At 67.1% G+C, this 11,850-nt stretch carries 11 protein-coding genes and 2 tRNA genes; 8 read left to right on the forward strand and 5 right to left on the reverse strand.

Features of this window, described 5'->3' with window-relative positions:
• Positions 1-171: 171 nt before the first annotated feature.
• Positions 172-1,290: a phosphotransferase enzyme family protein gene (locus ACWFRF_RS29990; protein ID WP_452453469.1), complete on the reverse strand. Its 1,119-nt coding sequence runs from the start codon at positions 1,288-1,290 to the stop codon at positions 172-174.
• A gap of 110 nt (positions 1,291-1,400) precedes the next feature.
• On the opposite strand from ACWFRF_RS29990, the gene cmrA reads away from it, so the two are divergent.
• The gene (cmrA, locus tag ACWFRF_RS29995) at positions 1,401-2,204 is read left to right on the forward strand and encodes a mycolate reductase (RefSeq protein ID WP_378994513.1); all 804 of its coding nucleotides are present in this window, start codon (positions 1,401-1,403) and stop codon (positions 2,202-2,204) included.
• A 142-nt stretch (positions 2,205-2,346) separates the two neighbouring features.
• On the forward strand, positions 2,347-3,636 hold the full coding sequence (locus ACWFRF_RS30000) for a diaminopimelate decarboxylase family protein (protein ID WP_379315642.1): 1,290 nt from the start codon (positions 2,347-2,349) through the stop codon (positions 3,634-3,636).
• 56 nt (positions 3,637-3,692) lie between these two features.
• On the opposite strand, the gene ACWFRF_RS30005 is transcribed toward ACWFRF_RS30000, so the two are convergent.
• Entirely contained in the window at positions 3,693-5,420 is a 1,728-nt protein-coding gene (locus ACWFRF_RS30005; RefSeq protein ID WP_452453472.1) for a helicase HerA-like domain-containing protein, read from the reverse strand.
• 197 nt (positions 5,421-5,617) lie between these two features.
• On the opposite strand from ACWFRF_RS30005, the gene orn reads away from it, so the two are divergent.
• Both orn and ACWFRF_RS30015 read left to right on the forward strand, forming a co-directional pair.
• Positions 5,618-6,256, forward strand: coding sequence for an oligoribonuclease (gene orn, locus ACWFRF_RS30010; protein ID WP_101464057.1), 639 nt, complete (start codon positions 5,618-5,620; stop codon positions 6,254-6,256).
• A 55-nt stretch (positions 6,257-6,311) separates the two neighbouring features.
• Positions 6,312-6,384 (forward strand) — tRNA-His (locus ACWFRF_RS30015).
• Positions 6,385-6,444: 60 nt separating this feature from the next.
• On the opposite strand, the gene ACWFRF_RS30020 is transcribed toward ACWFRF_RS30015, so the two are convergent.
• Positions 6,445-6,990, reverse strand: a complete 546-nt coding sequence (locus ACWFRF_RS30020; protein WP_452453475.1) for a CGNR zinc finger domain-containing protein — start codon at positions 6,988-6,990, stop codon at positions 6,445-6,447.
• Between the two features lie 25 nt (positions 6,991-7,015).
• Here ACWFRF_RS30020 and ACWFRF_RS30025 point away from each other — a divergent pair, with 25 nt between their 5' ends.
• Entirely contained in the window at positions 7,016-7,186 is a 171-nt protein-coding gene (locus tag ACWFRF_RS30025; RefSeq protein ID WP_378994526.1) for a hypothetical protein, read from the forward strand.
• Positions 7,187-7,295: 109 nt separating this feature from the next.
• Complete coding sequence (locus ACWFRF_RS30030; protein WP_378994528.1) at positions 7,296-7,640, forward strand: hypothetical protein; 345 nt, start codon at positions 7,296-7,298, stop codon at positions 7,638-7,640.
• Between the two features lie 69 nt (positions 7,641-7,709).
• On the opposite strand, the gene ACWFRF_RS30035 is transcribed toward ACWFRF_RS30030, so the two are convergent.
• On the reverse strand, positions 7,710-8,918 hold the full coding sequence (locus tag ACWFRF_RS30035; RefSeq protein ID WP_378994530.1) for a L,D-transpeptidase: 1,209 nt from the start codon (positions 8,916-8,918) through the stop codon (positions 7,710-7,712).
• A 316-nt stretch (positions 8,919-9,234) separates the two neighbouring features.
• On the opposite strand from ACWFRF_RS30035, the gene ACWFRF_RS30040 reads away from it, so the two are divergent.
• A tRNA-Lys gene (locus tag ACWFRF_RS30040) sits at positions 9,235-9,310 on the forward strand.
• A 72-nt stretch (positions 9,311-9,382) separates the two neighbouring features.
• On the opposite strand, the gene ACWFRF_RS30045 is transcribed toward ACWFRF_RS30040, so the two are convergent.
• The gene (locus ACWFRF_RS30045) at positions 9,383-10,573 is read right to left on the reverse strand and encodes an MFS transporter (protein ID WP_452453477.1); all 1,191 of its coding nucleotides are present in this window, start codon (positions 10,571-10,573) and stop codon (positions 9,383-9,385) included.
• On the opposite strand from ACWFRF_RS30045, the gene ACWFRF_RS30050 reads away from it, so the two are divergent.
• The gene (locus tag ACWFRF_RS30050; RefSeq protein ID WP_452453479.1) at positions 10,565-11,662 is read left to right on the forward strand and encodes a LysR family transcriptional regulator; all 1,098 of its coding nucleotides are present in this window, start codon (positions 10,565-10,567) and stop codon (positions 11,660-11,662) included. The genes ACWFRF_RS30045 and ACWFRF_RS30050 overlap by 9 nt on opposite strands.
• The last annotated feature ends 188 nt before the right edge of the window (positions 11,663-11,850 follow it).

Consider the following 11,850-nt stretch of genomic DNA (forward strand, 5'->3'; position numbering starts at 1 on the left):
GACGCAACGGTGGCTAACTCGCGGCCGGGCCGCTGCGCCGCTGCGCGGCGGACCCTCCTCGAGGTCGGGTCGTGCGGGGCTGGGAGTGCGGTCATGGCGGATCGTGGGTGTCGTCGGGGGGTGGCCTGGGGTGGGTGTCGCCGGAAATACGGCCGGCGGTGCCGGGCGCGGTCAGCGCAGGGAGGCGTCGTGAATTACATCGCGTAGTTCGCGCCCCTCTGCTGTCTCGTACCAGCGCAGGTGACCGAGAAGCCAGTCGTAGTAGGCGATTTCGGCGTTGCGTGGGTCGTGGGCGATGGTCAGGAAGTAGTCGATTTCGGAGAGTTCGTAGCCGATGTGCACGAGCGGGAGCAGGTCCGGGAGCAGGCGCTGTTCGGCGACCGACAGCGGTCGAACCGATTGATATCCCTGGATCAGCGCGGTGATCTGGTCTGCTCGGACGTGTGCGGGTCCGCCGTCACGCAGCGAAACCCAGTCGATGGCGGCGCGCTCGATGGCGGTGGCGAGGTCGAAGACAGCCGTCGTCCGGTCGGCCAGGCCGAAATCGATCACCGAGGTCACCTCGTGGTCGTTCCACAGCAGGTTCGTCGCGTGCCAGTCCCCGTGCGTCCACAGTGGCGCGACGCCGGAAAGGTCGGCGTGAAACTGGGGAATGTCAGCGCGCCAGTCTCTCGCACCGAGGAATCGGGCGACCGACGGCCGTCGGGCGATGTGCCATTCGAAGGCGCACGCCACGTCATTGTGCATGCTCGCCAGCAGCGGTCGCGCGGGTCGAGCCGGTGCATCGAAATCTGCTGCGGCCGAATGCAATCGGCCGAGCATCAGCCCAGCGCTCCCCGCATCGTCACGGTCGCGATAGGGCGACCAGGAGAAGTCCGCGCGATACCGATCCTCCCCCATCCCCACCCGATGCACCTCGTAGACGAACGCGCCTGTCGCGCCATCACGGTCTCGGCCGGACTCATCGCTCATCCAATCCCCCACGGTGGCACGCACTTCGGGCACCGGAATATCCCGAACCCGCAGGTGCCGGATGAACCGATGCTCCTCACCCAACGCCACCACATCGCGTAATCGCGCGGGCATCCGCTTCACCACGAGCCGATCCCCACCGTCCAACCGCACCCCCACCGTCGACGACAACGGCCGCGCACCCCGCCATTCGATCGCAGCGGGCGAACCGCCCCAGGTCGCGGCGACCGCGCGAGCGATCTCGTCGTCGGTGAGCGCGGGCCACGTCGGCTCGGCCAGCGGGTCGTCGCCCATCCCGAACACCTGCTCGTCAGCCATCGGTCCAGTATCGATGGCGCCGGACCATTCAGCGTCGAACCCTCTCATCGCGCTGTCACCCCGTCGATGCGGACACCGCACGGCCGTAGCCGATCCCCTAAGCTCCCCTCGTGAGCTTGCCCTCCCCCACTGCAGACAATCGTGCCGTCGTCACCGGCGCGTCCTCCGGCATCGGCACCGCGCTGGCCGCCGAACTGGCCGGGCGCGGCTATTCGCTGATCCTGGTCGCGCGCCGCGGTGAGATCCTCACCGAGCTGGCCCAGCGGTTGACCCTGGCCCACGGCATCACCGCCGAGGTCCGCGCGGTCGACCTGGCCGATCGCACCCAGCGGGCCAGCCTCGTCGACGAGCTCGCGGTTCGCGATATCGCCGTTCTCTGCAACAACGCGGGCATCGCGACGTTCGGGCCGGTCGCCGAGCTCGACTTCGCCTATGAGCGGATGCAGATGGAACTCAACGCCACTGCCGTGCACGACCTGAGCCTGGCGGTGCTGCCCGGCATGATCGAGCGCAAGGCGGGCGGGATCCTGATCAGCGGTTCGGCGGCGGGCAATATGCCGATCCCCAACAACGCCACCTACGCGGCGTCGAAGGCGTTCGCGAACACCTTCTCGGAGTCGCTGCGCGGCGAGCTCAAGGGCAGCGGCGTGAACGTCACCCTGCTGGCGCCCGGCCCCGTCCGCACCGAAACCCCGGCCCCCGAAGACCAGTCGATCGTCGACAAGATGGTTCCCGACTTCCTCTGGGTGTCGTCGGAGTACACCGCGAAGGTCTCCATCGACGCGCTGGCCCGCAACAAGATGCGCATCGTCCCCGGCCTGATCAGCAAGGGCATGAGCGTGGCGGGCAATTACGGCCCCCGTTCGTTCACCGCACCGATCGCGGGCGCGTTCTACAAGAAGCTGGGCGGCTGACACCCACGTCAGCAAGTCGTCAGGAACGGTCGCCGGGTGGTCAAGGACCCGTAAAGACCGAGTTCGGCTGCCCGCGAGCGGCGTAGTCCTGGAAGTGGCCCCGCCGTCCGAGTGCGGGGGCGTCCTCCTGGAGGAGACCACCGTGACGTTGCTCGATATCTTCCCGTCCCTGCGTGCGAGTGCGGTCCCCCGACTCGACCCCGCGGTGTGGCCCGCCGACACCCACTACGACGGTGACGGCCGGATCACCCTCGGCGGCGTGGCCCTGCACGATGTCGCCGACCAGTACGGCACGCCGGTGCGCGTGATCGACGAGACGGAGGTGCGGGAACGCTGCCGCGCCTACCGCAAGCACTTCCCCGACACCGAGATCGTCTACGCGGGTACCGCCCTGATGCTGCGCACGGTGGCCCGCTGGGTCGCCGAGGAGGGCCTCGCCGTGCAGGTCGGTTCGACCGGTGAGCTCGAGGTGGCGCTCGCGGCGGGCATCGACCCACGCCGGATCGTCCTGCAGGGCAACGGGGCTCCCTTCGACGAGCTCCGCGCCGCGGTAGGCGCGGGGGTCGGCCGCATCGTGGTCTCCACCCTCACCGAGATCACCCTGCTCGCCTCGCTCGCGACCCGCCCACAGCAGGTGCTGTTGCGGGTGGCGCCCGGAATCGAGGTGCCGGGCAGCTCACGGTTCGGGTTCCCGCTCGGCAGCGATTCCTGCGCCACGGCCGTGGCCCGGATCATCGCGCAGCCGAAGCTGATCCTGACCGGACTGCACTGCCACCTCGGCGCACAGATCCACGACCCCGACCTGTACGGCGAGGCGATCCGCCGGATGATCGGCGAGATGGCCTGGATCCAGGCCGAACACGGCACCCTGCTGACCCATCTCGATATCGGCGGCGGGCACGCGGTGGCGCTGCGCGGCGGCGATGCCGAGCTCAACCTGCGCGAACTCGCCGACATCCTCGATGACGCGCTCGACGCGGGCTGTGCGCGCCACCACTTCCCCCGCCCGGTCCTCGCGATGGAACCGGGGCGCGCGATCGTCGCGCGGGCGGGTGTCACGCTCCACCGGGTGCTCGCCGTCACCGAGGTCGCCGGCGGCAGGTGCGTGATCGTCGACGGGGATACCGACGGGCGCGACGATGTGAGCGCGCTCGTGGTCAACCGGCATCCGGCCGGACCCCAGCTCACCGCATCGGTCGCGAGCAGGCACGGTGCCGCGGGCAGGCTCATCGCCGCCGAGGTCCGGATTCCGGCCGATCTTCGTGCCGGCGAGGTTCTCGCGGTGCCGTGCACCGGTGCCTATCACCCGTGCGCGGCCGGATATCGAACAGCGGGCAGGCCGCCGGTCGTCGCGGTCGCCCACGGCCGCACCGAGCAGCTGCTCCGTCGCGAGACGACCGCCGACCTGCTGATGCGCGAGCTCGCGCGGTGACTGGCTGATCCCGGGACTCGGGGAGTGCGGCCCGCCGATCGACGGGCCGCACTCGATCACCGGCGCCGGGTGCCGAAAATACTGCGGCTGATCTCGCGCCCTGCCGCACTCGCCGCCGACCGAAGGAAACTCTTCACCGCCGGATTCGCCATGATCCGTTCAGCGGCCGAATCCTCTTCCTGCCGGTCCGTCGAGCGCCCCGGCGCGGGGGCGGATTCGGGTACCGGCTCGGCGGCCGCCACGCTGGCGAGCAGCATCTCGTAGGCCGATTCCCGGTCGACGCTCTGCCCGTATCTGCCCTGCAGCGCGCTCGACAGTGCCTTGGACTTGATCGCCTCGTCGCCGATGGTGTCCATCAGTGAGCGCGGTGGCGCGATCTTGGTCCAGGCAACGGGCGTGGGCGCACCGGTTTCGGAGAGCACGGTGACGATCGCCTCACCGGTACCGAGCGAGGTCAGCGCCTCTTCCAGGTCGTACACCGACGACTTCGGATACGTGCGCACCGTCTTGGACAGTGCCTTCTGATCGTCGGGGGTGAAGGCGCGCAACGCGTGCTGCACGCGGGCTCCGAGCTGGGAGAGCACCGGGTTGGGGATGTCGGTGGGCAACTGGGTGCAGAAGAACACACCGACACCCTTGGACCGGATCAGCTTCACCGTCTGCTCGACCTGCTGCAGAAACGCCTTGGACGCCTCGGCGAACAGCAGATGCGCCTCGTCGAAGATGAACACGAGCTTCGGCTTGTCCACGTCACCCACCTCGGGCAACGTCTGGAACAGATCGGCGAGCACCCACATCAGGAACGTCGAGAACAGCGCGGGCCGCGCCGCCTGCTGACCGAGCTCGAACAGTGTGATCACGCCGAGCCCGCCCGCGGTGCGCAGCAGATCGGCCGGGTCGAGTTCGGGTTCGCCGAAGAACGTGTCGCCGCCGTCGGCTTCCAGATTCACCAGCGACCGCAGGATCACCCCGGCCGTCTGCGAGGACACCCCACCGATGCCCTTGAGGTCTTCCTTGCCTTCGGGACTGGTCAGGTGGGTGATCACCGCCCGCAGGTCCTTCAGGTCCAGCAGGGCGAGGCCGCGCTGATCGGCCCAGTGGAAGATCAGGCCGAGCGTCGATTCCTGGGTGTCGTTGAGGCCGAGCACCTTGCTGAGCAGGATCGGTCCGAACGAGGTGATCGTCGCCCGGATCGGCACCCCGATGCCGCCGGTGCCGAGCGAGACGAACTCGGTGGGGAACGCACCGGGCGCCCAGTCGGTCGCGCCGGTCTCCGCCGCGCGCGCCCGGATCTTGTCGGTGTCGGCGCCCGGCTCGCTCAGGCCCGACAGGTCGCCCTTCACGTCGGCCATCACCACGGGAACGCCCGCGCGGGACAGATGTTCGGCGATGCCCTGCAGGGTCTTGGTCTTGCCGGTGCCGGTCGCACCGGCGACGAGACCGTGCCGGTTCATCATCCGCAGCGGAATACGCACGCGCGCACCAGGATCGGCCACGCCGTCGACCATCACCGTGCCGAGTTCCAGTGCGGGTCCGCTGAAGGCGTAGCCCTCGGCGATCTGCGCGGCCGCGCCGGATGCCGCCGGCTTCGAGGTAGATTCCTCACTCGCAGAATCGGATTCGCCGCCCTCGGCCGCCGGTCGACTGTCCGTGGCCGGTGCCGCGCTCGCCGCCGCGGCTTCCTGCTCGGCGGCCTCCGCGGCCGCCAAGGCCTCGGCGGCGACCCTGGTCGCGTCTTCGGCCGCCTTGCGTGCCGCTGCCGCCTTCTCCTGTGGGGTGGTCATTCGCGCGTCCTCCGTCTGCTCACTGGCACGTACGCAAGAAATGCTCGAAACGTCTGCGGTCAATTCCAGGCAAACTGTATCCGGGCACGTCACCCGGTCGGCAAACATCCGGGGATGTCGTCGGCAAACCCGGTCCGCCTCGCCCACGCGACACACCTGCCGACCAGGTTCCCGGGCCCACCATTAGGGTGGCTCCCGTGTCAGACAAACTCCTGGTCTGGATGGATTGCGAAATGACGGGGCTCCGTCTCGACAGCGACAAGCTGATCGAGATCGCCGCGCTCGTAACCGACAGCGACCTCAACATTCTCGGTGACGGTGTCGACATCGTCATCCACGCCGACGACGCCGCCCTGGCCTGCATGCCACCGGTCGTCGCCACCATGCACGCGAAATCCGGTCTGACCGAAGAGGTTCGGCGTTCCACCGTCACTCTCGAACAGGCCCAGCAGCAGGTACTCGACTACATCCGCGAGTACGCGCCCACCGCGCGCACGGTGCCGCTGTGCGGTAACTCCATCGGCACCGATCGCGGTTTCATCGCCCGCGACATGCCGGAGCTGGACGCGCACCTGCACTACCGGATGGTCGACGTGAGCTCGATCAAGGAACTGTGCCGACGCTGGTACCCGCGCATCTACTTCGGGCAACCGGAGAAGGGCCTGGCCCACCGCGCGCTGGCCGACATCAAGGAATCCATCCGCGAACTCGAGTACTATCGCCGCACCGCGTTCGTCCCGCTGCCCGGGCCGACCACCACCGAGATCGCCGCCGCCGCGCAGGCCGCCACCGAGGCCGTGGACGTCACCGGTTCAAGCCCTCTACCAGCGGATTAGGGCCTGGCACCAAAGTCACGCTAGTATCGACGGCGCCGGTGATTCACCGGTGATGGTGACCGTAGTTCAGTTGGTAGAGCACCAGGTTGTGATCCTGGATGTCGCGGGTTCGAGTCCCGTCGGTCACCCCGAAGAGAAGGCCCGGTCCACAAGGACCGGGCCTTCTTTGCTGTCTCGGCACCCCGCGGCTACGGACCGACCTGGGCGGCACCGCTTTCGGCGCGGCTCGCCCGGTGCCGTCGAACGGCCGACCGGTTCGCACACGCCGGGCTACAGAAACGCTGCCTGCCGTTGCGTGAGGTGTCGGCGTACACCTGTGAGCACCCGTCCGCCGCGCAGACGCCGAGACGGTCCATCCCCAGCCCGGTGAGGTGCAATGCGGTGCCGACGGTGATCAGCGCCGCGATCTGGCGGTCCGTCGCCACCCCCGGGTCACGGAAATGCAGATGCCAGCCGTCGCCCACATGGTCGGTCAAGCGGGGCGCGGAGGCGTATTCGGCCAGCAGCACATTGAGCCGGGCCGCACGTTCGGCGCGGTCCGCGCACTCCACCACGCCCCGCCAGTGCCCCAGGAAGGCCGTTACCGACGTCAGATCGCCGTCGGACACCGGCGTGGACAGCACCAAGCCTGCCGCCGCGCAGCGTCGCGCCAACTCCGCGGCGTTCGAACACGGATCGTTGAGCAGGTCGACGCCCAGGAGCACCGGCTCACGCCCGTAATGGTTGTAATGCACAATGCCATTACATCAGACTCGAACCATGAACAGCCACCCCGCACACACCTGGCAGATCGAGTCACGCCACCGGACCAGCGAGGGCGTCGTGGCCTACCAACGCTGCCGCTGCGGCGCGCGCAGGGTGGTCGTCGACCAGCTGAGCGTCGCGTCCGAGATCCATCGCGACGAACCGGGCCTGGCCGCCGCCGGATAACTCGCACCACCATGACGAACATCACGTTTGACCGCTACACTTTGGACCGCTGCCCAGATGTGGGGCAGATCTCGCCATCGCGTCAGCGCTCGACCGGAAAGACCCCTTGATGAAGCGTTCCACCGTCGTCGCCGTCCTCGCGGCCGTCACCGTGCTCGGCCCCGTCGCCGGGACCGCCACGGCCTCGCCCGGCCTGCCCCTCACCGACTTCACGGCGGAGACCCCCATCGGCGACTTCGGCCTGCCGAGCGATCAGCCCGAATCCGGTTCGGCGCAGAGCGGCTCCACCACCGGCGTCGAAACCACCGGGTCCTCCGGGACCGGCTCGGCCGGCCTGCCCAACCTCGACCGCCTGCTGTTCGGCGGCCGCATTCTGTGCGGCGCCTTCGGTAGCGCGCTCGCGGTCGCGGGCGAGGCGATGATGGACTGCAGCGAACTTCCCACCCCGCTCTGAGCGGTCCACAGACACAACGAAGGGGCACCGGAAAATCCGGTGCCCCTTCGTTTTTCGTCTGTCGCGCGCCTACGGAGCGTCGGCGTTGCCCGCCTTCCATTCCGGCCACGCGATGTTCCAGTCACCCAGCCCGTCGACACCGGACAGGGTGCCGCCGACCGTGTTCTTGATGACGGTGATGTCACCACGCTTGGCGTTCTCGTACACCCAGCGCGCGTTCGCCGGACTCAGGTTCAGGCAGCCGTGACTGGAGTTGGAGTAGCCCTGCTGCCCCACCGACCACGGTGCCGAGTGGAAGAAGATGCCGCTGTAGGAGATTCGCGTCGCGTAGTCGACCGGCGTGCGGTACCCGTCGGACGAGTTCACCGCCACACCGTAGGTCGAGGAGTCCATGATGATCTTCTCGTGCCGGTCGCTGACGATGTAGACGCCGTTGTCGGTGGGCGTGCTGTCCTTACCCATCGAGGTGGGCATGGTCATGATCACCTGACCGTTCTTCTCCACCACCACCTGCTTGGTGTTGTCGTCGGCGGTGAAGACCACCGCGTCACCGATGGTGAAGAACGAATGGATGTTGTCCTGGCCGTACAGACCCTTGCCCAGGTCCTTGCCGTAGACGTTCACATCGATGGTCACCTTGGTGCCCGGCGTCCAGTAATGCTCTGGGCGCCACCGCACTTCGCGATTGTTCACCCAGTAGAAGGCGCCCTCGACGGCGGGCTCGGTGGTGATCTTGATGGCCTCTTGGGCGGCACGGCGATCGGGGATGTTCTCGTCGAACTGGATCGCGACCGGCTGACCGATTCCCACCACTTCGCCCTCGCCGGGCAGCAGGTACGGCTTGGTCTGGCTCTTCGGCGAGCTGGTGGTGAAGCTCAGCGTCGAGGAGTTCGCGCCACCGAGCCCGATGGCCGAGGCCGTGAGCTTGTAGGTCTTGCCGTAGCCGAGCACCTCGGCGGTCGACCAGGAGCGCCCGTCCGCGGCCAGCTGACCCGCTACCGCGGCGCCCTGCTGGTTGGTCAGCGTGACGTCGGTGAACTTGCCGTCCTCGACCTGGAAGGCCATGGGCATGCCGGGCGAGACGCCGACCTGCCCGTCCTTGATGGTCGAGACGAGCTTCGGCTTGATGAGCTCGGCGAGGGGGTTGCGATCGATCGCCACCTCCACCCCGGTGCCCTCGGCGGCCGAGCAGGCCGACGCGCCGAGCGCGAACACCGCCAACAGCACCATCGGAACGATCGTCCGTAGCGACCGAGGTCGCCCCCGCTTCTTACCCATGTCAACCCCGTTTCCGTACCGACGCGATTACAGTGCGCCGCAGATCCCACCGACCCGAATCGCTAGAGCCATCCGTGTAGGCGGGGGGCGTTACGAACTCGACGTCTCGCCCATTCTGCCAGCTGACCCGGCCGGTTCCAACGGGAAAGCCCCCGCGACACGACCAAGTCACAATCGTTAGATAGGTCCGGAGGTCGTCGGCGTTAACAACGCCGGATGTGCCGCATTGTTGCTGGTCAGCGCCCGATTTCACTTTCCGCCCCACGGCCTGCTAATGTTTGTTCCGCACCGGAGACGGGGCAAAGAACAAAGACATGCGCCATTAGCTCAATTGGCAGAGCAGCTGACTCTTAATCAGCGGGTTCGGGGTTCAAGTCCCTGATGGCGCACCACAACGAAGCCCCTGACCAGGTCTCATGGTCAGGGGCTTCGTTCGTTTCGGCCGCCGGATAGGCCGTCACCGTTCAGTGATCTCGCTCACGAGGGGCAGAGTTGGCCACTGGCGCGACGCGCTTGCTCTCGGCAGTGTCACGGTGCCATGCGGCAGCACTGACAGCGATACCGAGGACAGTGACAGCGGCGGCGACCAGGTACACGACGCGCAGTCCGGCAGAGTCGATCACCTGCCCGCCGAACCAGCCCGCGAAGGCCGCGGCGAGCTGGTACGCCGAGGCGTTGACCGCGATAGCGAGCGTCGGGGCCAGCCTCGCGGTGTTCAGGACACGGGCCTGCATTCCCGGGATCACCGAGAAGCCGAGTGCACCCACCAGGAACACCATCACGCCGATGAGCACGGTCTGGCCGCTCACCGCCCACATCAGCAGCAACGCACAGGCCAGCAACACGAGCAGACCGAGCTGCGCACGTTTCGGTGAGCGGTCGGACAGTCTGCCGCCGACGACGTTGCCCACCGTGGCGCCGAGGCCGTAGACGAGGAGCATCACCGCCACAGCGCTGGAGGCGAACGTCGCGACCTCGGTCAGCAACGGCGCGAAATAGACGAACACCATCAGCACGCCCGCACTGCCGATCGCCGTGACGGCAATGGCCAGCTGAACGTCGCGATCGCCGAACACCCGCAATTCCGACCACGCCGACCCGCCGGAGTTCGCGACCTCCGGGACCGAGCGCAGCACGAGCACCAAGCCGAGAGCGCATACCGCCGCAATCGCGAAAAACGGTGTACGCCAATCGAACCGATTGCCCAGCAGCGTCCCGATCGGTGCACCCAGCACCATTGCGATGTTCATCCCGAAGACCAGCTTCGAGACCGTGGACGCCTGCTTGTCCGGCGGCGAGGTCGCGGTCGCGATGACGATCGCGTTCGCGAAGAACGTGGAGGTGACCAGCGCGGTGACAACGCGGGCAACGAAGAGGAACTCATAGGAGGGCGCCAGCGCGGAGGCGACGTTGCCTGCCACCGCGATCAAGAGCAGCACGCTGATCAACGGTTTGCGCGAGTAGCGCGCGGTGAGCGCGGTGACGACCGGTCCACCGAAGATCATCCCGACGGCATAAGCGGTCACCAGAAGCCCGGCCGCCGAAATAGAGACGCCGAATTCAGCCGCGACATCGGGAAGGATTCCCGCGATCACGAATTCACCGGTCGTAATACCGAAGACGCACAATACGAGTGCGGCGAGACTTTGTCGCATGATTCCTATTCCTGCTGGTCGATCCGTGGCGGCAGCGAAATAAACCTTGCCAGCCCGGGCGATGCCTCACAACGGTGTAACTATCAGGATCTCGCCGTCATCGATAGAGTGTGGGTTATGGATGGGACAGGCTCGAGCTTGCAGGGCGACGACCCCACACCCCACCAACTCCGCCTGCTGCTGGTTCTCGCCGAGGAGCTGCATTTCGGCCGGGCAGCGCGCCGCGCGTACCTGACTCAGCCCGCACTCAGCCAGCAAATCCGGGCACTGGAGCAACGATTGGGAGTTCGGCTCTTCGATCGAACCAGCAGACGGGTAGAACTCACTCCTATCGCGCTGAAATTGCTACCGCTGGCTCGTTCGATAGTGGATTCCTCGGAGCAGTTGAGAGAAATGGCGAATCACGCCTCGACAGAAGCGAGAATATTGCGGATCGGGGTATGCGAGAGTTTTACGGCACTCGGCCCGACCCGCCAGATCATCGATGGAATATCGACACGTTTTCCGGAACTGGGCCCTCGTGTGCAGGTGATCGACACGTTCACCGAGCAATTGGCCGCGCTGGAGCGCGGTGAAATCCATGCGGCGTTCGTCCATGTGCCTGTTCCGTCGCATCTGCACGTCGTTCCACTCGTGGTCGAGCGCCGGGTCGCATGCCTGGCCGCGACGGATCCGCTGGCGCGACGAGAGTCGCTGCGCCTGGCCGATCTCGCACACCACGCGGTCGTCACGATGGTGCCCGAGTCGTTTCCCGAGGGACGTGCGTACTGGGCCGCCGACCCTCGGCCCGACGGCCGAGCCGTTCGCTATGCCACGGCCATGGGCACGACGTTCGAGTCGATGCTCGCGACCGTCGCACTGACCGGTGCGGTCGCCTTCGTCCCCGCCTCTGCCGCACAGTTGTACCCACGCCCCGACCTGCGCTTCGTGCCGGTCGACGCACTTGCCGACTGCACTTTCGGCATCGTATGGCGTTCGAGCGAGACGGACGAGCCCCGCATGGCCGGTCTGCGAGAGGTGGTAGCCGCAGTTGCCGGGCAACGGTCACGATCTCGTTATCGGACTGCCATGGACAATCCGGCGTGCTAGCGCTCAGAGCCCGATTCGGACTCGCTCTAGCTGCGCAAACCCCCGCAAAACCTGATTCGGGCAAACTTTTTCTGTGACGGCCGCCACGCAGATCAGAGTCGCAAACCTCCTGCATACATAACGATTCTGCAACTGCCCGGCAATGAACCAAGATCGGCAGCGTTTGCCGTTCAGGTTTCGTTCACCTT

This window comes from Nocardia sp. NPDC055165, assembly GCF_053606985.1.

Excerpts from the sequence above, each read along its gene's own strand:
- ACWFRF_RS30035 (WP_378994530.1), bottom strand. The coding sequence starts at position 8,918 with ATGGGTAAGAAGCGGGGGCGACCTCGGTCGCTACGGACGATCGTTCCG.
- ACWFRF_RS29990 (WP_452453469.1), bottom strand. The coding sequence starts at position 1,290 with ATGGCTGACGAGCAGGTGTTCGGGATGGGCGACGACCCGCTGGCCGAG.
- ACWFRF_RS30030 (WP_378994528.1), top strand. The coding sequence starts at position 7,296 with ATGAAGCGTTCCACCGTCGTCGCCGTCCTCGCGGCCGTCACCGTGCTC.
- ACWFRF_RS30045 (WP_452453477.1), bottom strand. The coding sequence starts at position 10,573 with ATGCGACAAAGTCTCGCCGCACTCGTATTGTGCGTCTTCGGTATTACG.
- ACWFRF_RS30025 (WP_378994526.1), top strand. The coding sequence starts at position 7,016 with ATGAACAGCCACCCCGCACACACCTGGCAGATCGAGTCACGCCACCGG.
- ACWFRF_RS30005 (WP_452453472.1), bottom strand. The coding sequence starts at position 5,420 with ATGACCACCCCACAGGAGAAGGCGGCAGCGGCACGCAAGGCGGCCGAA.